The sequence below is a fragment of the Cupriavidus sp. F041 genome (assembly GCF_057814235.1).
The window spans coordinates 1,687,554-1,706,984 of the sequence record NZ_JBVASY010000001.1 but is presented as its reverse complement, the minus strand read 5'-3'; the positions used below and the strand labels follow the sequence as shown (position 1 = coordinate 1,706,984).

General features: G+C 68.2%; 13 protein-coding genes. 5 read left to right on the top strand and 8 right to left on the bottom strand.

Translation table 11 applies throughout. The annotated features are described in order from the left end of the window. The first annotated feature begins 27 nt into the window (after window positions 1–27). From fur to ACZY0R_RS07700, 3 genes are all read left to right on the top strand, one after another. Window positions 28–474, top strand: coding sequence for a ferric iron uptake transcriptional regulator (fur, locus tag ACZY0R_RS07710; protein ID WP_276286337.1), 447 nt, complete (start codon window positions 28–30; stop codon window positions 472–474). Window positions 475–571: 97 nt separating this feature from the next. Continuing rightward, the gene (locus ACZY0R_RS07705; protein ID WP_488859564.1) at window positions 572–838 is read left to right on the top strand and encodes a hypothetical protein; all 267 of its coding nucleotides are present in this window, start codon (window positions 572–574) and stop codon (window positions 836–838) included. Between the two features lie 156 nt (window positions 839–994). Then, window positions 995–1,813, top strand: a complete 819-nt coding sequence (locus ACZY0R_RS07700) for a MipA/OmpV family protein (RefSeq protein ID WP_488857849.1) — start codon at window positions 995–997, stop codon at window positions 1,811–1,813. 30 nt (window positions 1,814–1,843) lie between these two features. On the opposite strand, the gene ACZY0R_RS07695 is transcribed toward ACZY0R_RS07700, so the two are convergent. Beyond that, entirely contained in the window at window positions 1,844–2,770 is a 927-nt protein-coding gene (locus ACZY0R_RS07695; protein WP_488857848.1) for a DMT family transporter, read from the bottom strand. 373 nt (window positions 2,771–3,143) lie between these two features. On the opposite strand from ACZY0R_RS07695, the gene ACZY0R_RS07690 reads away from it, so the two are divergent. Then, window positions 3,144–3,461: a PadR family transcriptional regulator gene (locus ACZY0R_RS07690; RefSeq protein ID WP_488857847.1), complete on the top strand. Its 318-nt coding sequence runs from the start codon at window positions 3,144–3,146 to the stop codon at window positions 3,459–3,461. A gap of 285 nt (window positions 3,462–3,746) precedes the next feature. Here the strand turns inward: ACZY0R_RS07690 and ACZY0R_RS07685 are convergent, their stop codons facing one another. The 4 genes from ACZY0R_RS07685 to ACZY0R_RS07670 form a co-directional block, all read right to left on the bottom strand. Beyond that, window positions 3,747–4,766: a putative 2-aminoethylphosphonate ABC transporter substrate-binding protein gene (locus ACZY0R_RS07685; protein WP_488857846.1), complete on the bottom strand. Its 1,020-nt coding sequence runs from the start codon at window positions 4,764–4,766 to the stop codon at window positions 3,747–3,749. A gap of 53 nt (window positions 4,767–4,819) precedes the next feature. Further along, a complete protein-coding gene (locus ACZY0R_RS07680) occupies window positions 4,820–6,568 on the bottom strand; it encodes a putative 2-aminoethylphosphonate ABC transporter permease subunit (RefSeq protein ID WP_488857845.1) in 1,749 nt (582 codons plus the stop codon). After that, the gene (locus ACZY0R_RS07675) at window positions 6,565–7,665 is read right to left on the bottom strand and encodes a putative 2-aminoethylphosphonate ABC transporter ATP-binding protein (RefSeq protein WP_488857844.1); all 1,101 of its coding nucleotides are present in this window, start codon (window positions 7,663–7,665) and stop codon (window positions 6,565–6,567) included. Before ACZY0R_RS07675 ends, ACZY0R_RS07680 begins: the two co-directional genes overlap by 4 nt. A 108-nt stretch (window positions 7,666–7,773) precedes the next feature. Beyond that, window positions 7,774–10,995: a bifunctional diguanylate cyclase/phosphodiesterase gene (locus ACZY0R_RS07670; protein WP_488857842.1), complete on the bottom strand. Its 3,222-nt coding sequence runs from the start codon at window positions 10,993–10,995 to the stop codon at window positions 7,774–7,776. A gap of 288 nt (window positions 10,996–11,283) precedes the next feature. Here ACZY0R_RS07670 and ACZY0R_RS07665 point away from each other — a divergent pair, with 288 nt between their 5' ends. Further along, window positions 11,284–13,248: a sensor domain-containing diguanylate cyclase gene (locus ACZY0R_RS07665; RefSeq protein ID WP_488857841.1), complete on the top strand. Its 1,965-nt coding sequence runs from the start codon at window positions 11,284–11,286 to the stop codon at window positions 13,246–13,248. 64 nt (window positions 13,249–13,312) lie between these two features. Here ACZY0R_RS07665 and ACZY0R_RS07660 read toward each other — a convergent pair whose 3' ends face one another. The 3 genes from ACZY0R_RS07660 to bcsZ form a co-directional block, all read right to left on the bottom strand. Then, window positions 13,313–13,648 (bottom strand): hypothetical protein, encoded by a 336-nt coding sequence (locus tag ACZY0R_RS07660; RefSeq protein ID WP_035859003.1) that lies wholly within the window; start codon window positions 13,646–13,648, stop codon window positions 13,313–13,315. 89 nt (window positions 13,649–13,737) lie between these two features. Beyond that, entirely contained in the window at window positions 13,738–18,225 is a 4,488-nt protein-coding gene (locus ACZY0R_RS07655) for a cellulose biosynthesis protein BcsC (RefSeq protein WP_488857839.1), read from the bottom strand. Next, window positions 18,198–19,424 (bottom strand): cellulose synthase complex periplasmic endoglucanase BcsZ, encoded by a 1,227-nt coding sequence (bcsZ, locus tag ACZY0R_RS07650; protein WP_488859562.1) that lies wholly within the window; start codon window positions 19,422–19,424, stop codon window positions 18,198–18,200. The genes ACZY0R_RS07655 and bcsZ overlap by 28 nt, the downstream gene beginning before the upstream one ends. Window positions 19,425–19,431: the final 7 nt, after the last annotated feature.

Sequence of the window (19,431 nt, the reverse complement as noted above, 5' to 3'; positions counted from 1 at the left end):
CGCCCGTTCCGGGCGCGAAGCCGCAGTATGCTGATGCCTCCCGACAGTATCGAACCCATTGATCTCAAGCGTGCCGGACTGAAGGCAACGTCACCGCGCGTCCGCGTGCTTGAAGTCTTCCGCGCCAGCCCGCGCCGGCATCTCAGTGCCGAAGACGTCTACCGCATCCTGCTGGCGCAGGAAGTCGATGCCGGCTTGTCGACGATCTACCGCGTGCTTAACCAGCTCGTGCAAGCCAACATCCTGCTGCGCCACAGCTTCGAAGCCGATCACGCGGTATTCGAGCTCAATGAAGGCGGCCATCACGATCACCTCATCTGCGTAGCCTGCGGGCGCGTGGAAGAGTTCCGCGACGAAGCCATCGAAGCCCGCCAGCGCGAAGTGGCCACCGCCAATTCCTTTGTGCTGCGTGAGCACATGCTGGTGCTATACGGCCTTTGCCCGGGATGCCGGGCCGACAAGGCGATCAACTGATACGGCCATTGGTTCCCCTGCGGCCGCCCCCGGAACCTCGGCCTCGCCCGGCCCCGCCCAGTCTGCTGCGAGTGCCGGCGTGCAACCGGAGTCCATGATGGATCGCCAGACCAAACCACTGCCCGAACTCAAACGCTTGCTTAATGACTGCCTGCGGGAGCAGCCTGGATGCCAGGGTTGCCAGTTGCACGCGGTGTGCGTGCACCGGCCTGACCATACCGGGTGCAACTGGAGCGCGGAAGTGGATTTTCCCGGGCGGAGCGAGGAGGAAGCCGTCAGGAATTTGCCGCTGGCGCGGCGGGTGGTGGTGATGGTCAGGGAGAGGTTTAATGTTGAGGGGATGGGGGCGTTGGGGCTGGTTTGATGTTTTTTTGCTTCGGCTTCGGCTGATCAAAATCCCAATATCCGGCAAAAAACCAACACGAACACCCCCCGCCCCGCCACCCCCACCACATCCAGCTAAAATCCCCCTGCCCCCCGCGCGCAGCGCGGCCCACAAACCGCTACCCCGCGCCCCCCAATGCCCACCTACCCGGCGCCCCGCCGCGCCCTCCTGGCTCTCGCCCTATCCCTGGGCACCACAGCCACATGGGCAGCGCCCGAAATGCCCGACGTACCCGATGTACCGGTTTCCACCGCTACCACCACCGGCAACTGGAAAATCTCCGCCGGCCCCGGCATCTACGTCTCACCGAAATTCCCCGGTGCCCGTGACTCGCTCATCTACCCGATCATCTACCAGGACATCGACTACAGAGGCCGCTTCTTCTCGCGCGGTTTCGATTTCCTCGGGGTCTACGCTGTCAACAACGACATCTGGCAGGTTGGCGCGGATTTCCAGTTCGACCCGACCTGGCGCAAGAGCAAGGACGACAGCCGGCTGAACGGCCTGGGCGACGTCAACATGACCGTGCGGGCGCGGGCATTTGCGCAGGCACAGGTGTCGTTCGTGACCTTGTCGGCGGATGTCGCGCAGGATATCGCTGGCCAGGGACAAGGCCTGATCGCAAACGGCGACATACTGTTCAGCCTGCCCGCGGGTAAGTGGCTATTCACTTTGGGGCCGGGACTGACGTGGACCAACAGCAAGTACATGCAGACCTTCTTCGGCGTCACGGCGGACCAGAGCGCACGCTCCGGCTTGCCCACGCATGCCGTGGGGGCTGGCCTGCGCGAATGGCATGCCAATGGCATCGTCAGCTATGAAATCTCGCGCAACTGGTCCGCGCTGGGCTCGGTGACATTTGCACGGTTGCAGGGCGATGCGGCCAGCAGCCCTATCACCGAGCGGCGTCAGCAGTGGACCGGCATGGCCGCGGTGACCTACCGCTTCCGCTAGCCGGCGGCCCTATAGCACGGCCCACAGTCCTCAGGACCGGCCCGGCCCAGGCACTGCCGTGCCCCCGGCCGTAACCGGGGCGGTGGGCCGCAGAACCAGCCAGACGGCCAGGCCGATCAGCGCCCCGCCCGCCACATGCGCCCACGACAACTGCTCGCCAAGGAAAATGGCGCCCCAGACGATGCCGAACGGCGGAATCAGGAAGGTGACCGTCAGCGAGCGTACCGGTCCGAGGTCGGCGATCAGGCGGTAGTACAGGATGTAGGCAATGGCCGTGCAGAGCATCCCCACCGCGAGCATCGCCAGCCACACGCCCGGCCCGGCAGCCGGCAATGTGTTTTCGCGCGCCAGCGCGATCGCGCAGAACGGCAGCAGGAACAGGCTGGCGCCAAACATGCTGCCAGTCGCCACCAGGCGGCTGTCCAGCCCGCCTTGCGCGGTGATCCAGCGCCGCGCAAGGAAGCCGGCCAGGCCATAGCAGGCGGTCGCCACCAGGCAGGCGGCGGCGCCGAGCATCACCTGCGGCGAAAACGCCACCGGACCGGTGCGGGTCAGCACCGCGACGCCGGCCACACCGAGGACGACCCCGCCGGCCTTGGGCAGCGCCAGGCGTTCGCCAAAGCACAGTGCGCCGATCAGGACACCCATCAGCGGCGTCATCGCATTGAACACTGCCGAGTAGCCCGCCGGCAGCCAGAGGGCCGCGAACGAGTACATGACGAAGGGGATGCCGGAGTTGATCACACCCAGCGCCATGACCTGCCGCAACTTGCCCCGCATATCCCAGCGCACGCGCATAAGGGCCAGGCAGACCGCAAGGGTGACTGCGCCGATCAGTACGCGCAGGAAGGCCGCAGTCAGCGGGCCGAGCACCGGCGCCCCGATCCGCAGGAACAGGAAACTGGCGCCCCAGATGGCGGCAAGGCTGAGCAGGCGAATCAGGTCGGCGGGTTTCATGTGAGGGCATCGCGGATGGTGTGCACGGATTAAACCCCGCAGCCGAAGTGGCTGCAAGCTGGTTTCGGACATCTCCCTGCCTGAAACAGGCGCCACAGGCAGGCACCAGAAACGGTGCCAAAAAAGTGCCGCAATAGGCTCTTACATGTAAATTTGCAACGCTTATACCCTACTGATGAGGGGACGTCCACATGTGGTACGTGACAAGTCGTATTTAGTTATTTTAAAATCTGACCTGCGCCAGAGTTAATTGACCCCTCCGACGCATTCCCGACAAGCCGCCACTCACGTGGCGGCTTCTTTTTTTGCGGCGCACGGCTCACAACTATAAATCAACGTCAACCGCAACGGGAGATGCCGCGTTTGCAGCGTCATGAAACGACAGTTCCTTGGCTTGCTAGCCCGCATCTACGTCCTCCAATTTGCCGTCGAGGTGCCGGCCACCGTGGCCATGCTGGCCGAGATGCTGATGGAGTACGGCTTCCAGGTTGATATCGGCACCGTCCGCCCCTTGCTGCGCGCCTTGCAGATGGAAGGCTATCTCGAGAGCGTCCTGCGCGATGGCATCGGCCGCGTCTACCTGATCACGGAGCGTGGCCGGGAAGAGCTGCAAAGCAGCCGCGCCCACGTCGACGATCTCTACCGCCGGCTGCACTCCCGCAACAATACTTCGGAAGTCTCCCACAGCTGATTGCCCCGGAGGCCGGCCAACGATATTGGCCGCCCCCCTTGGCGCCGCCACAAGCCCGGCGCCGGCGCGAGCCCGTACGGGCTTCTCCGATCGCGTTTTCCCCGTACACGTCCCCCCGCAAAATCGCCCCAAGCAGGATCGCTTCGCCGCAATGCTGCATGCGATGCATAACGTACCCGTTTCTGCGTGAGGCAACATGCTTCGCGTCAATGAAGAGGGCCCGGCGACGCCGGCGCAAAGTTGCACCGGACGCATCGGGCCTGCTGACTGACTACTCTTGCTGGCTTACTTCTTCTCGGCCTTGCCTTCGTAGCGCTTGCTCCATTCGGCGAGGATGCGATCGCGATTGGCGCTGGCCCAGGTGAAGTCGTTCTTGATCAGGCGCTTCTCGTAGTCGGCCGGCAGCAGCGGATCCGGCTTGGCGATGCCCGGAATGGCCAGGACCGCGAAATTCTTCTCGTACAGCGCCATGGCTTCGGACGAGGCGGAGAAGTCGGCGAGCTTACGCGCGGCGTCGAGGTTCTTGGTGCCCTTGATGATCGCGGTGGCCTCGATGTCCCAGCCCAGTCCTTCGGCGGGCAGCACGATATCGATCGGCGCGCCTTCCTTCTTGGACTTCATGGCGCGGTATTCAAACGCAATGCCGATCGGGAACTCGCCCTGGGCGGCCATCTTGCAGGGCTTGGAGCCGGAGTGCGTATACAGGCCGATGTTCTTGTGCAGGGCGTCCATGTAGGACCAGCCCTTCTGCTCGCCCATCATCTGCAGCCAGGCGCTGACATCCAGGTAGCCGGTGCCCGACGACGCCGGGTGCGGCATGACGATCTTGCCGGCGTATACCGGCTTGGTCAGGTCGGCCCACGACGTGGGCTTGGGCAAACCCTGCTTCTGCGCCTCGATCGTGTTGAAGCAGATCGCGGCGCCCCATACGTCCATGCCGACCCATGCCGGCGGGTTGGCGGCGCTGCGGTATTGCGCATCCACCGCGGCCAGGTTCTTGGGCGCGTAGGGCTGCAGCATGCCTTCCTTGTCGAGGATGGCGAGGCTGGAGCCCGCCAGGCCCCACACCGCGTCGGCGCGCGGCGCGGCCTTCTCGGCCAGCAGCTTGGCGGTCACGATGCCGGTGGAATCGCGCACCCACTTGATCTCGATTTCGGGATTGGCTTTTTCGAAGGCGGCCTTGTACGCGGCAATCTGGTCGGCTTCGAGCGCCGTGTAGACCGTCAGCACTGTGCTGGCATTGGCGGCGCCGGCCAGCAGCGAGAAGGCGGCCACAGCGGTGGCGGTGCGGAACAGGTGAGGCATGGTTTCTCCTTGGGATGCGTGTCTTGGTGTCGGGCAAACAGGGTTGGCGGGTCTCAGCCTTGCGGCGCGCGCCAGGCTTGCGTGCGCCGCAGCCAGCCGCGCGCGGCGCCCATCAGCAGCAGGCAGGCCAGCGCGGAGGTCAGCAGGATCAGCGTGGACATGGCCGCCGCCGGTGCGGTGTCGCCGGCATCGTCCATGTTCAGCACAGAAATGGCGGCCAGCACGGTATCCGGGCCGTAGAGGAAGACCACGGCGGACACCGTGGTCATCGCCGAGACAAACAGGTAGCGGAAGATATCGATCAGCGCCGGCAGGCAAATCGGCACCGTCACGCGCCAGCAGGTGACCAGCGGCGCCACGCCGAGCGAAAGCGCCGCGGCTTCGAACTCCGCATCGAGCTGGCGCAGCGCGGCGGCGGCAGTGAGATGGCCGGTGGTGTAGAAGTGCGCCACGTTGCAGATCACCAGAAGCGTCATGGTGCCGTACAGCGTGTGCAGCGGATTGGACGGCGCGTTGAAGAAGAACACATAGGCCAGCCCGAGGACCAGGCCGGGCACCGCCATCGGCAGCACAAAGCCTGCCCGCAGCACGCCATGCAGCCAGGCCGGCCCGCGCGTGCGTTCGGTCAGCCAGGCGCCGAAGAAAATCGCCAGCGTGCCCGCCAGCGCGGTGAGCGCGGCCAGGCGCAGGCTGTTGTGGTAGGCCAGCCAGCCGCCGCCGTCCATATTGTCGAAGTCGTAGTGCGCCAGCGTCAGCTGCAGGTTGTACGGCCACAGCTTGACCAGCGAAGCGCCCACCGCCGCAGCCAGCACAGTCAGCAGGAGAGCGCCGGTCACCATCACCACGAGCGTGCAGCAGGCGTCGCGCAGCGGGTCGCGGCCAGGCACGTAGACCTGCGCGCGGCTCGACATCTGCGCGCGCTGGCGGCGCTGCATGGCGATATCCACGCCGAAGGTCAGCAAGGCCGGCAACAGCAGCAGCATGCCGATCAGCGCGCCGCGCGCGAACTGCTGCTGGCCTACCACCGCCTTGTAGGCTTCCAGCGCCAGCACCGGGTAGCTGCCACCCACCACCTTGGGCACGCCAAAATCCGTCACTACCAGCGTCAGCACCAGGCAGGCCGCGCCAAACAGCCCATGGCGGGCCCCTGGCAGCGTCACCGTCAGGAACGTCCGCCACGGCGAAGCGCCCATCGCCCGCGCGGCCTCGTACAGGCGCGCGTCGGCCAGCGAGAGCGCCGCGATCAGCACCATCAGCGCGTGCGGAAAGGTGTAGAAGGCCTCGCCCAGCACGATGCCCCAGAAGCCATAGATGCCGCCCGCGCCAAACGCGCCTTTGAAAATGCCCTGGTTGCCGAACAGGTAGACCAGCGCGATGCCAGGCAGCAGCGAGGGCGCAAACAACGGCAGCAGTGCGATGCCACGCCACAGCGGCTTGAAGGCGATACGCGAACGCTGCAGCGCATAGGCAAAGCCGAAAGCCAGCGGCACCACCAGAGCGGCCACGGTCAGGGAGACGGCCAGACTGCGCCCCAGCAGCGGTACGAAATTGGGATTGGCGGCAAGTTCCGCCATGCGCGCGGGGAGGGCCCAGTGCCCGGCCTCATCGAACCAGGCCTGTCCGAACAGCGCCAGCAGCGGCAGCACCAGCGCCACGGCCAGCGCTGCCAGCCAGAGCCATTTCATCGCGGCCGGCGCGCCGTGGGCGATGCGGTCCGCCAGGCTGCCGGCGCCGCGCGCGCGGCTGGCGATGGTGGCAGCATCGTTCGCTTTGGCGGCGGCCACGGGCAACGCGCGCGTCATGCGAACACCTGCAACGCCTGGCTCGGCAGCGACACCCAGAACTTGTGGCTGCCCTGCGCCGGCAGCAGGTGGCGTTCCTCGCGCAGTACGTCGGCGAACAGCGTGATGCCCGGCAGGCGATCGGCCTCCAGCATCAGGCGGTAGCGGCTGCCCAGGTAGGTCTGGTCAACGATGCGCGCCAGCAAGCGGTTAGGCTCGCCGTCGGCAGGGTGCAGCCGGACCGCTTCCGGCCGGCAGCACAGGCGTGCGGCGCCATCGGCGACTTCGCCGGCGCGGGCCGGAGAAACCGCCAGCTCAAACTCGCCCACGCTGAAGGTGTCGCGCCCGCTGAGCCGTCCCGCCAGCCAGTTGGCCTGCCCGATAAACTCAGCGACGAAAGGCGACGCCGGGCGCTCGTAGATTTCGCCGGGCGTGCCGGCCTGGGCGATGCCTCCGCCCTCCATCACGGCGATGCGGTCCGCCATCGCCATGGCTTCTTCCTGGTCGTGCGTGACCATCACGGTGGTGATGTTCAGGCGGCGCTGCAACTGGCGCAGTTCCAGCCGCAGGTGCTCGCGCACGCGCGCATCGAGCGCCGACATCGGCTCATCGAGCAGCAGCAGCGAGGGCGCCGGCGCCAGCGCGCGCGCCAGCGCCACGCGCTGCTGCTGGCCGCCGGAGAGCTGCCCGGGAAACTTGCGCTCGCTGCCGGCCAGCCCCACCAGCGCCAGCATTTCCTCGACGCGCGCCTCGCGGTGCGCGCGCCCCATGCCGCGGCCCTGCAGGCCATAGGCTACGTTCTGCGCCACGGACAGGTTGGGAAACAGCGCATAGGACTGGAACAGGATGCCGTAGTCGCGCGCTTGCGGCGGCAAGCCGGTCAGCTCCCGCCCGCCGGCGTGGATGCGCCCGCCGTCTTCACGCTCCAGCCCGGCGATGATTCGCAGCAAAGTGGTCTTGCCGCAACCCGACGGGCCGAGCAGGCACAACAGCTCGCCTTGCGCCACCGACAGCGAAACGCCATCCAGTGCCTGGAAACCGCCTGCCCCGCCGAAACGCTTGCCTACCCCTTCGATCGCCAGGAACGCGCGCTCCGGCACGGACTCACCTGCTTGCATGAACAACCCTCTGCGCTTTGGTAACAGCGGGCAGCATAGGGAAGCCGGATGCCAGGCGTGTGGCAGCCGGGCAAAGAATCCCGATATGGGTATTGGCGGATTTTGGGGTCAGTAGCCTGTCGGTACGGCTTTCACCTTGGCGTGCATCGTCGCTTTCCCGCCCTCCGCGCAGATCTCCATCAGGCCGGTGAGCGGCACCGGCTGCCAGAACAGGTAGCCCTGTACCGCGTCGCAGCCCCGGTCGCGCAGGAAGGCGAACTGCGCCGGCGACTCCACGCCTTCGGCCACCACCTGCAGATGCAGCTGGTGCCCAAGGGTGATGATGGCGGACGCCACCGCCTGGTGATGTTCATCATGGGCCACGTCGTCGACAAAGGATTTGTCGATCTTGAGCTTGTCGATCGGCAGCCGCGTGAGGTAGTTCAGGCCCGAATAGCCGGTGCCGAAATCGTCGATCGACAAGCCCACGCCGAGCGCGCGCACGCGCTCGAAGGTGTCGATGGTCTTGCTGCCGCCCTCGATCAGGATGCCCTCGGTGACCTCGATGGTCAGGCTCGCGGCCGGCAGGCCTGCCGCCGCCAGGCATTGCGTGACCATGGCGGGAAACCCGGCCTGCCGCAGTTGCAGCGGCGAGATATTCACCGCCACCTCCAGGTCCAGCCCAAGGCTGGTGCGCAACTGCTGGATCTCGCGGCAGGCCGTGGCCAGGATCCATTCGCCCAGCGGCATGATCAGGCCGCTCTGTTCAGCGATGGGGATGAACTCGGCCGGCGGGATCACGCCGCGCTCGAGCGTGTCCCAGTGAATCAACGCCTCCACGCCGAGGATGCGCGAGGTGGCGGCATCGACGATGGGCTGGTAGCGCAGCTTGAAGGCTTGCGCGGCCAGCGCGCGCCGCAGCAGCCCCTCGATGGTGAAGCGCGCCATCGACGCCTCCGCCATTTCGCTGGAGAAGCGGCTGAGTTGCGCGCCGCCGCCACGCTTGGCTGCGTACATGGCCGCATCGGCGTTCTTGAGCAGGTCGGCGAGGTTGTCGCCGTCGTCCGGACAGATCACCATGCCGATCGAAGGCGTCACACGCAGCCGCTGGTTGCCCAGTTGCAGGTCTTCCGACAAGCGCGCCAGGATCTTGGCGGCGACCAGCTCGGCCTCGCTGTCCTGGCTTACCGGGTCGAGCACCACCACGAACTCGTCGCCGCCCATGCGCGCGACGAGGTCGGCGTGGCGCACGGCGGCCTTGAGGCGGTCGGCAACGATGCGCAGGACCTCGTCGCCGATGTGGTGGCCGAGCGATTCGTTGATGCGCTTGAACTGGTCGAGATCGAGCAGCAGGAGCGCGATACGCTCCCCCTTGCGCAATGCGCGCTGCAGTACCAGCTCCGTGCGTGCATGGAGCTGGGCACGGTTGGGCAAACCCGTGAGGGCGTCGTGATGCGCCAGGTGCCGGATATATTCGTCGGCGCGTTTGCGCTCCGTCAGGTCATGCGCGATAGCGAGATAGCCGCCGGCGTTCAGCCCCGCGATGACAGCGCCGCCGGCTACGGCAGCCCCCGGCGTATCGTCCGAGGCGCCGGGGGCACGCGCCTCGGGCAGCGCGGTCAGCGTCAGCTGCACCGGCAGGCGCGAGCCGCCCTTGCGGACATAGGTCCACTCTTGTTCATCAGCCAGCCCGAGGCGCGCCTTGCCGACCACGGCAGGCAAGCCTGCGGCGACCGGCTCGCCCAGCTCGTTCGTCAGCGCGGCGGCGCGCACCTCGACCTCCCGGGGGTCGAGGAGGTCGAGAAAGCGCATGTGTCCGGCCACCTCGCCGGCCTGGTACCATAGCATGCGCTGGGCGGCGCGGTTGATGCCCGTCACCAGGCCATCGCGGTCGAAAGTGATGACGCAAAGCGCCGTGTGGTCAAGCACGCGGGCGCTGCGCTCGGCCTGCTCGGCGGCAGCCAGTTCGGCGCGGCGGATGGCGCTCAGGTCGGTCACCACCCACATCACGCGGCCGGGACCGGCGGCGGGCACTGGCGTCACGGCTACGCGCACGGGAAAGACCGTGCCATCGGCCTTGCGGGCGCGGGTCTCGCGCCTCCCGTCCGGCGCGGGCGCGGGCAGCATGGCGGCGTCGGGGAGCAAGGTGGCAATGGACGTGCCGGCGAACTGGTCCGCCGCCTTGCCGAACAATGTCGTGGCAGCGGCACTGGCGATCTGGACCCGGCCATCGGCATCGCACACCAGGAAGGCATCGGTGGCGCTGGCCAGGCCCGCGCGCTGCAATGCGGCGTCTGCCTGCCGGCCCTGGCGGGCCCGCGCCGCGAGCCGCCACGCCCTGCCCCGCTGCCGGGCCAGCACCAGCACCAGCCACGCCGCCATCAGCGTCGCCGCCAGGCCACCCGCCAGCGTCAGCCGGGAGCCCCGCGGGCGATGCGCCGTCTCGAAGGCTGGCATGGTGGTGGCACGCAGGGTCCAGATCCGGCCGCCAAATGTCAATTCGCGCTCTGCCTGCTGGTCCGGCGCCGGCGCGGCTGCCGCCACGGGGTCCGCGTCGCCGGCCAGCAGCGCGCCGGGCCGGGTGTCGCGCCCGTCATAGAGCATCAGCGACAAGGCGCCGGCGGCGGGCAAGCCGACGCTGCGCAACAAGGCCTCAAGGCGCAAGGACGTATAGACATAGCCGGTCACGGCCAGCTGGCGCTGGACCGGCGTGTTCAGCGGCATGCCGCTGCCGTACACCGGCAGGTAGAGCACCGCGCCGCGTTGCGGCGCCTGCGTTTCGTTCTCGTGCACGAGTTCCACGCCGGTGGTCAGGCGCACCTCGCCGCTGTTGCGGGCAGCCTCGGCAGCGGCCCGGCGCACGGGGTCCGAGAGGATGTCGAAGCCAAGCGCCCGCGTGTTGCGCCCGGCGAAGGGCTCGACATAGACAACCGGCGCGTACACGTCGCGCGGGCCCAGCGGGTAGACCTCGAAACCTGGCTGGCCCTGGTGGCGTATCGTCTCGACCAGCCATTCGAGCTCCCCGGGAGGGGTCAAGCGCGCATAACCGATCGATTGCGTGCCGGGCGGCAGCTCGTCCAGCTGCGTGGTGTACAGGTAGTTGCGCCATTGCTCGCGCGTGGCGACGGGGTCGGCGGCGAACAGCCCAGCGGTCCCGCGCAGCAATTGCTCGTTCTCCTGCAGGCGCCGTTGCAAGGCCGTGAAGACCGGCGAGAACAACGCATCGAAATCGTCGCGCGCCACCCGGTGCTCCAGCGCGCGCATGCCGTACCAGGCGCCGCCCGTGGCCAGGGCGCCGGTAGCGGCAACCAGCAGGGATAGCAAGACGGGCGAAAGTGAGGGCAGTTTCATGAACAGGGGGGAGCGGATGGGAGCCCTCGACGGCCTCACCCTGCCGCCGCAGGGCTTCGAGCCACTATACCGTGACGTCAACGGCTCGCCCACCCCCGGCATCCCGGAGTAACGTGCGGCGCCACACGCACTCGCGCGACACACCCCGCGCGCCAGTCCGGACTCGCGCGGGGCAGGCGCTTGTGGTAGGGTTGGCGGGCCCGCAAGCCTGCCGGAGCCCGACTCCCGGCAGCTATGCGGGCCGGCCGGCCAGAAGGCACGCGCCATTCCCCGACACCGCCGGCTCGCATGCCCCAAGTTTCGCTTTCCCTGAAGGCGCGTCTCGCGCTGATTACCACGGCGTTCGCCGCCGTACTTGGTACCGGCATCGTGCTGGCGTCGCTCTATTATGCGCACGACGACCTGCGCGCCGCGTTGCAGGACCAGCAGGACTCCATCGTCAAGCTCGCCTCGAACCAGCTCGACACCGCGATGGAAGACCGCATCACCCTGCTATCCCATGTGGCCCCGCAGCTGGCCGGGGAACTCGGGCGCCCCGGCGCCGAGCTGCGCCGCCTGCTGGAGCGGCGGATTCCCGTTCCGGGCAGCTTCAATTCGTTCATGGTGGCCGATGCCCAGGGCCGCATCCTGGCCCGCGACGGCGCGCCGGTGAACATCGGCGACCGCGACTATTTCCGCGAGGCCGCGCGCACCCTGGAGCCGGTGATCACGCCGCCCATCCGCGCCCGCGTCAACGGCGCGACCGGGGTGCTGGTGACCGTGCCGATCGTCTCCCCGCAAGGCGAATTCGTCGGCCTGCTGGGAGGCTGGCTCGACCTGTCGAGCGGCAACTTCCTGGTGGAAATCACGCACAACCGGCTTGGCACCACCGGCTTCTATTGCCTGGTATCGGCGGGGCGCATGCCGGTCTACGTGCGGCACCCGGATCCGGGCATGACGGCGCAACCGGCACGCGCGCTGGGCAACACCTGTGGCGTCTATGATCGCAGCAGCTCGATCGAGTTTCTCTCGCCTTCCAGGCCGCTGATTTCCCGCTACCTGATGGAGAGCACGGGATGGGAGCTGGTGGCGGTGCTGCCCGCGCGCGAAGCCTTCGCCCCGCTGCATGCCATGCAGGCGCGCTTCCTCGGGCTGGCCTTGCTGGCGCTGGGGGTGGTGGCGCTACTGATCTGGCTGACCCTGCGCCACCTGCTGGCGCCGCTCACGCGCCTGCACCAGGTGGTACGCGACAGCGCCCATGACCTTGCCGCCTACGAACGGCTGCCGGCACTGCAGAACGATGAGATCGGCGATCTCGCGCGCGCCTTCGGGCAGTTGATGCATGACGTGCGTGAGCGGCGCGAACAGCTTGACCTGAGCGAGCGCCAGCTGCGCGCGGTCACCGATACGCTGCCCGCGCTGCTGGCCTTTGTCGGGCCAGACGAGCGCTATGTCTTCAACAACCTGGCCTATGAGCGGACCTTTGGCATTCCGGTGCAAACGCTGCGCGGCATGACCGTGCGCGAGGTGATCGGCGAAATCCGCTATGCGCGCGTCCGGCCGTTCCTGCAAAAAGCCTTGTCGGGTGCCTCGGTAACGTTCGAGGTGGAGGAAAGCGATCCCGAGTACCGCTGCATGGAAACCAATTTCCGCCCCGAATGGAGCGCCGACCGCAGCCAGGTGATGGGCGTACACGTGCATGTGCAGGACGTGACCCAGCGCAAGCTGGAGACCATGCGGCTATCGCGCATCTCCCGGCTGGATCACCTGACCCAGTTACTCAATCGCGGCGCCTTCGAGTCGCTGTTGCAGGCGGCCATGGCGCGCAGCCGTGAAGATGGCCGGCTGATGGCGCTGCTTTACCTGGACATGGACCGCTTCAAGGCCGTCAATGATTTCCACGGCCATATCACCGGCGACCTGCTGCTGCAGGCCTTCGGGCGGCGGTTGCTGCGCTGCGTGCGCGAACGCGACACCGTGGCACGCCTGGGCGGAGACGAGTTCGCTGTGGTGCTGGAGGATATCGGCGCTGCCGCCAACGCGCGGCGTATCGCCCAGGCCATCGTGCATTCGGTTGGCCGGCGGTTCTTTATCGACGGCGTGTTCGCGGATGTCGACGTGAGTATCGGGGTGGCGCTCTATCAGGGGGCGCCGATACCGGACCAGGAACTGATGCGGCAGGCCGATGCGCTGCTCTATCGTGCCAAGGCTGCCGGGCGCGGACGGTTTGAAATGGGGCCGGATGCGTTGTTGGGGGAATGGGTCGAGGACTGAAGCTGGCGCAGCGACACGGCTTGCACAGTGCCGCTGTTTCCCTTTACTAGCGACGGCGCTGCGCCTACTCCTTCCCCTCGTTGAATGGCACGTGCTTGCCGTCCCGCGACTGATACCCAAGCTTGGTGTCCGCCCCCATCATTCGCTCCCACGCCACCATCGCATCGGCCACGGCATTGGGCTCGCCCTTGAACACGAGCACATCGTTCCCGCAATTGGGACACTGCCCGCCAAACACCGCATCGATGCCACGCAGGTTAGGCGCATCGATCGCATCGAAGGTACTGAACGCCGTCTTGCACGAGCCGCACACCAGTTGCGCGGGCCGTAGGCCCTCGAGCCGTGTGCGTGCCTGCTCGGCACGCTCTGCCTGGCTGCCCCGTCGTTTTGCTTCACCCATGATGTACTTCCTTCCACAGCCTGTTTGCTGCACTCTCAATTGATTGATGGATCGTTGCGCGCCCGCCCTCCGTATGGTCCCGTGCTCATTCAAAACGGCACCGGGCCAACCGCGGATTGCGGCGCTACCGGCGGGAACGCGATCTGACCGGTCTGGCGTTGCAGCGAATAGCGCACGTAGACGCCGGCATACCACTGGCTGTAGTCACGCGCGTTGTCGAGCCCGACCAGGCCACCCACAAACAGCTGCTGCGCCGCCTGGTACTCCACCGAGCCAACCAGATTGTAGGCCACGCCGGTCTTGGACTGGCCCGGATATACCGCATTGCTCGAGTTGGTCAGGCCAGCCTTGAAGGCCTTCGCCGCCGCGTCATTGGCGGCCGACTGGGCTGCCGCATCGGTCGGGAAATAGTTCGATGCATCCTCGCGGAAGGCCTGCATGCCGAGCCCGCCGCGCACATTGTAGGCCAGCCGCCCGCTGCGGCCTGTCAGCGAGAGCGGCACCGTCACGGCGAAGTACGTCTGCGGGCTGAAATAGCCGCCCTGCCCGAACGTGAAGTAGCGCAGGTTGTCCGAGTAGCCCATCGAGGTGAAGTTGACGCCGCTCATCAGCCGCTGCTCGGCGTTGTCGATCAGGCGCAGGTAGAAGCCACCGCCCCCTTCCCAGCGGTTGTTGCGCATGACGTTGTGCCCGGTCAGCACGCCGTAGCCGCCATAGCCGTAGAGGCCGAAGAGGCCATCGTCCCAACCAAGGTCGACGCGGCCGCCGCTGTTCATCACGCCACCCCACTGCAGGCCGACGCGGTCGTCGCTGACGCCCGCGTAGGACAGCAGGCTGTCCGTCACGGGCCGGCGCGACGCGCCCAGCGACAGCGTGGTGCGCTGCGTCACCGGCAGGTTAAAGCGAGCGCCGGCGTTGACGTCGGTGTAGCGGAAGCCCAGTGGCGTGCTGCCGATATCGGCCTTGAAATTGTCCGACTCGTAGGCCACACCGAGCGCCACCCCAAAAGCGTTCTGCGACCCTGGCGAAGTGGACTGCAACGGCGTGCCGTTCAGGTTGACCGGCGCCCCTCCCACCGGGAAGGCCAGCGGACCGCCGCCAAATCGCGAGGCGCTGTTGTAGTCGCTGCCCACCGAGCCGGCGTCGAGCGCGACCGGCGTCACCCGTGCCACCAGCTTGCCGTTGCCGGCGGCCATCTTGGCCTCTGCCACCACCTGCATTTCGGTGAGCTGGCTCATGCCAGAGTCGCCGTTGCGCCCACGCAGCGTGGGGCCGCCAGCGAAGGTGCTGCTGCGCTGCGCCTCGATCTCGCGCAGTTCTTCTTGCGCGGTCTTTGGCCCCACCGGATTCGCCTGCGAGTCGGCATCGGCCAGCCAGGGCGCGCGAGACTGCGCGCCGATCGGCTGGCGCGCTGGCGCGGCCGGCACGGGTGCCGCCGCGTTGCCGTAGCCGCCGGCCGGCGCCGCGTATTGCGCCCCTGGATACTGGGGAGCCGCCGCAGCCTGCGGGGCCGGATACGGTACGCCGGGCTGCTGGGCGGCCTGCGCGTTGCCCGGATAGGTCGGATAGGTCGGATAGGCCGGGGCCGGATAAGCGGCATAGCCTTGATTGGGCTGCGTGGTCTGGTTAGCCACTTTGGTGCTGCCGCGCGTGTTCTTGCCGCGCGTGCCGGCGGTGCTGGAGGGGGCCTGCGTCGGGGCGGGCGCCTGCTGCGGATAGTAGGCCTGCGGCTGCTGGATAACAGGGGCCATCGGCTGCCCGCCGGCGGACACCGGCGCCGGGATATAGGGCTGCGAGGGCTGCCCGCCTGCATTCATCATCACCGGCACCGGGATCATCGCGGGCTGGGGCGCCGCGGCACGGCTGGGGCCTGGCACGACCGGATAGGGCGCCTGCGAGCCGGGTAGCGGCAACTGCGAGCTATCCCGCTGGCCGGGCAATCCGACAAACGGGTTGGACGGCACGCGGTCAAAGCCCGCGCCACCAGGGCGTGCGGAGCCGCTCGAAGTGCCCAGTGCGTTCTCGGCGGCCACCGCCGCACGGAAATAGTCCGCCGCGCGCGAGGTCTTGCCCTCGGCGCGGTAGAGCCGCCCGGCGGCGGTCAGCACCTTGGGCGAGTTGGGCGCCTGCGCCAGCGCCATTTGCAGCGTACCTTCGGCCCAGCTGTATTCCTTGGCGGCGGTGGCGGTGCCGATGGCCGCCAGCATCAGGTCGAGGTTGCGCGGATCCTTCTCCAGCACGCTCTCGTACAGCGTCAGTGCCTTCTTGTTCTCGCCGGCCTGGGCGTACATGCGCGCCAGGCTGGCACGCACGGCGCCGTTGCCCGGACGCTCGGACAGCGCCGGTGCCAGCATGTCGTAGGCGGCCACCAGGTCGCCGCTCTCGGTCAACGCGTCGGCCTGCCGCACGATATAGGCCACGCGCAGGTCGTCGTAGTCGCGGCGCTGCGAGGCGCTCATGCTGGCATTGGCGAGCTGGCGCAGCACGCTGGCCAGCTCCACGTCCTGTTTGGTCTTGAGCAGGATGGCGGCGTACTGCAATTGCATGCCGACATCCGGGCGCACCGTGCGGCTCATCACGTTGCGCATCAGCGACAGCGCGCGCGCCTCGTCGCCGGCATCGGCGTAGGCCAGCGCCAGCGCGCCAAGCTGGTCGGCGTCCTGCTGGGCGTAGCGTTCGGTCTGTTGCAGCACGCCAAGCGCGGCGGCTTGCTGGCCGGCGGCGGCGAGTCCGCTGGCGCGGTCGGCTTCGGCGTGCACCCACAGGCGACGCTGCAGGGTGCCCATGTCACGGGTGCGGTTCTGCGGGGGAATGCGCTCCAGCGCGTCCAGCCCACTTTGCCAGTCGCCGGTTTCGGCGGACAGCAGCGCGCTGGCGTACAGCGCGTCCGGCATATTGGGATTGGACAGCAGCAAGCCGTCCATAACGCTGCGCGCCTGCTCCTTCAAACCCATCGCGGCATAGGCGCGCGCCACGTCCAGCCTTACCCACGGGTTGGTGGGATCGGCCGCCATGGCGTCTTCCAGCGCGCGGCGGGCGCCGGCGGTATCGCCGCGCTGCAGCGCGGCGCGGGCCTGGCCGCGCGCTTCTTCCGCGCGCAGCTTGCCCAGCGAGCCGACCTTGTCCTGCTGGGCCGGCGTCAGGTTCTGCACGATGGCGAGCGCTTCGGCGCTCTTGTTCTGCGCCGCCAGTACGCCGACCAGGCCGCGCGTGGCATCGGGATTGTCGGGCTGTTGCTTGAGCACCCGCCGGTAAGCCGCTTCGGCCTGGGCGTACTGGCCCTCCTCGGCCATCACGTCGGCCAGCGCCACCTGCGCCGAAGGCTCGCGCGGGTCGAGCTTGATCGCGCGCTCCAGCAGGCTGCGTGCCTCGACGCGATTGCCCGCGCTGCGCGCGGCGCTTGCCTGTTCGGACAGCAGCCAGTACGTGGCGCTGTTCTGCGCGCTGCGGTAGCGCCCGCCCGCGCCATGCTTGGCAGCCTGGTCGAGAAAGTCCACGGCTTCGGCAAACTTCTCCTGCTTGAGCCGCAGCACGCCCATGCCGCCGAGGGCATCGGCGTCGCCGGGGCGTTGGGCCAGCGCGGCCTGGAAGCGTTCGCCGGCGCGCTCGAGGTCGCCGGCATCCATCGCGTCGAAGCCCTGCTGCACGATCTGGCGCACCGGGTTGCTGGCGGCGCCGGCGACCTGCGTGGCCTGCTGCTGTTGCTGCTGGCCCTTGATCGTATCGAGCTTGGCGCGGATGGTGGCATCGTCGGGATGGCTTGCCAGCCATGCCTGGTACATCGGCGCATCGGCCGGGCGGCCGCCCAGCCAGGTCAGCGCCCGCCGCCAGCTCTCGCTGGCCGCGGCCGCCACGTCGCTGCTCTTCGAGAGCGCTTCAAGCTGGCGGATACCGTCTCGCCGGGTGGATTCGCGATAGGTCAGGTGTTGCGCCAGCGCGAGCTGGGCACGGTGGTCGGAAGGATTGGCGCGCGCCAGTTGCTCGAGGCCCTTGCGCGCCTCTTCCCAACCTTGCGCGGTGCCGCCCAGCGTCTGGTAGTACTCCAGCGCCAGGTTGCCTTGCGGTACCGCGCCGCCCGCGGCCTGCTGGTAGCGCTTGACCGCTTCCTCGCTTTGGCCGCTGCGCGCCAGCTGGCGCGCCTGCTCGACCTGCCTGGTCTCGCCGCCGCTGCTGATCACCTGCGTCAGGCGCGCCACCAGCGGTGAGTTGGGCTGCGCCTTCTTCAGGCGCTCAAGGTAGGTGCGCGCACCGTCGGCGCGGCCCGCTTCGGTTTCGGCCACGCCCATGCCGTACAGGGCTTCGGGCTGGTTCGGATTAAGCCGCAGGATCTTCTGCCATGCTTCGGCGGCGCGATCGCTGCGCCCGCGTTCCTGCCAGTACTTGCCCTGGTCCACCAGCAGCTTGACGGGGTCCTCCTGCGCGGTGGCTGCCGCGGCAAATGCCGTCAGCAGGCTCAGCACCAGCGTCTTGGCGCACAGGCCCCTGGCCCGCGCGGCGTCGTCGGACTTTGCCAGTCCGTGCGTCGCTCTGGATGCGGTCGCGCCTCCGATCATGGCCGGGCGCTTGCGGTTCGACATGTCTTCTCCCACTCCAGCTCCAGTTGCCCCGAAGGCGCGAACCGGAAGCGGCCTTCGGCAAAGCCGAGGCCAAATAATCCCAATACGGTGTCGTAATACGTAGCGGCGGGCTTGCCTTGCGCGGCATCGAGCATCGACTCGGCGCGCGTGCGTTGCACCGCTGCGGCCGGCGATCGCGCTGCCTGCAGGAAAGGCACCAGCGCGGCGGAGAAGCCTGTCGGCCCTTCGCCTTCCAGCACGCCGCTGTCGGCGTGCATGCGTTCGGGCGGCGCGGCGCGCCCGGCCATGCGCTGCGCCTGCGGCGCCAGCGCCTTCATCAGCACGCGCGCGGCGGCGTCGCCGCGCGGCGTCATGCCGGCCCAGAGATAGACACGGATGGCATCGTAGCTGCTGACATCGCCCTTGTCGGGGTCGGCAAGAAAACCGCTGCCGGCATTGTCGCTGCGATAGGCCGACCAGTCCGGCACGATGCCCTGCCGGGCCACCGCCTCAACCAGCTTGCCAGTCTGCGTGGCCAGCGTGCCCCAGGGGCCGGCCGGGTCCGCGGCGGCCAGGCGGCGCAGCAGCGGGACTGGCAGGTAGCTGGCATTGAGACGCCATTGGCGCGGGCCGTCGGCCTTGCCTTGCGCAAAGCCCTGCGGTCCCGGCAAAAGCATGGTGCCGAAGCCCGGCAGCGACACGACTTCGTGCTGGGCCGCCAGCTTGAGCAGCGCGCGCGCCTGTTCGGCATAGCGCGGCTGGCGCCACAAGCGGGCGGCCTCGAGCAGGGCGAAGGCGAACCACAGGTCGGCGTCGGAGGCCGGATTGGCGTCGATCACGCCCCACGAGCCGTCGGCGCGGTGGCCCCATTGCCAGGCGGGCAGCTTGTCCTGCAGGCTGCCCGCGCCCAGGTTGGCGATGCTCCACTGCCAGAGCCGGTCGAAGGTGGTGCGGTCGTTGGCCACCAGCGCGAACACCATGCCGTAGGACTGGCCCTCGGAGGTGCTTTGCTGCTCCTTGGTGGAAGGATCGACCACGCGCCCATCGGCCTGCACGAACCGCGACAGGAACTGCTGGTATAGCGGCCAGGCGCAGGCGGCGGGCGCGGCAGGCCTGGGGTTCGCCGCCCCTGCAAGCGCGGGCCAGCCGCCCAGTGCCGCCAGCGCGCCCAGCCCGGGCAGGCCGGCCAGCCAGCGGCGGCGCGGTTGATTCACGCGCAGTTGGTTC

Coding starts and splice junctions, on each gene's coding strand:
- fur (WP_276286337.1), top strand. CDS start 28: ATGCTGATGCCTCCCGACAGTATCGAACCCATTGATCTCAAGCGTGCC.
- ACZY0R_RS07705 (WP_488859564.1), top strand. CDS start 572: ATGGATCGCCAGACCAAACCACTGCCCGAACTCAAACGCTTGCTTAAT.
- ACZY0R_RS07700 (WP_488857849.1), top strand. CDS start 995: ATGCCCACCTACCCGGCGCCCCGCCGCGCCCTCCTGGCTCTCGCCCTA.
- ACZY0R_RS07695 (WP_488857848.1), bottom strand. CDS start 2,770: ATGAAACCCGCCGACCTGATTCGCCTGCTCAGCCTTGCCGCCATCTGG.
- ACZY0R_RS07690 (WP_488857847.1), top strand. CDS start 3,144: ATGAAACGACAGTTCCTTGGCTTGCTAGCCCGCATCTACGTCCTCCAA.
- ACZY0R_RS07685 (WP_488857846.1), bottom strand. CDS start 4,766: ATGCCTCACCTGTTCCGCACCGCCACCGCTGTGGCCGCCTTCTCGCTG.
- ACZY0R_RS07680 (WP_488857845.1), bottom strand. CDS start 6,568: ATGACGCGCGCGTTGCCCGTGGCCGCCGCCAAAGCGAACGATGCTGCC.
- ACZY0R_RS07675 (WP_488857844.1), bottom strand. CDS start 7,665: ATGCAAGCAGGTGAGTCCGTGCCGGAGCGCGCGTTCCTGGCGATCGAA.
- ACZY0R_RS07670 (WP_488857842.1), bottom strand. CDS start 10,995: ATGAAACTGCCCTCACTTTCGCCCGTCTTGCTATCCCTGCTGGTTGCC.
- ACZY0R_RS07665 (WP_488857841.1), top strand. CDS start 11,284: ATGCCCCAAGTTTCGCTTTCCCTGAAGGCGCGTCTCGCGCTGATTACC.
- ACZY0R_RS07660 (WP_035859003.1), bottom strand. CDS start 13,648: ATGGGTGAAGCAAAACGACGGGGCAGCCAGGCAGAGCGTGCCGAGCAG.
- ACZY0R_RS07655 (WP_488857839.1), bottom strand. CDS start 18,225: ATGTCGAACCGCAAGCGCCCGGCCATGATCGGAGGCGCGACCGCATCC.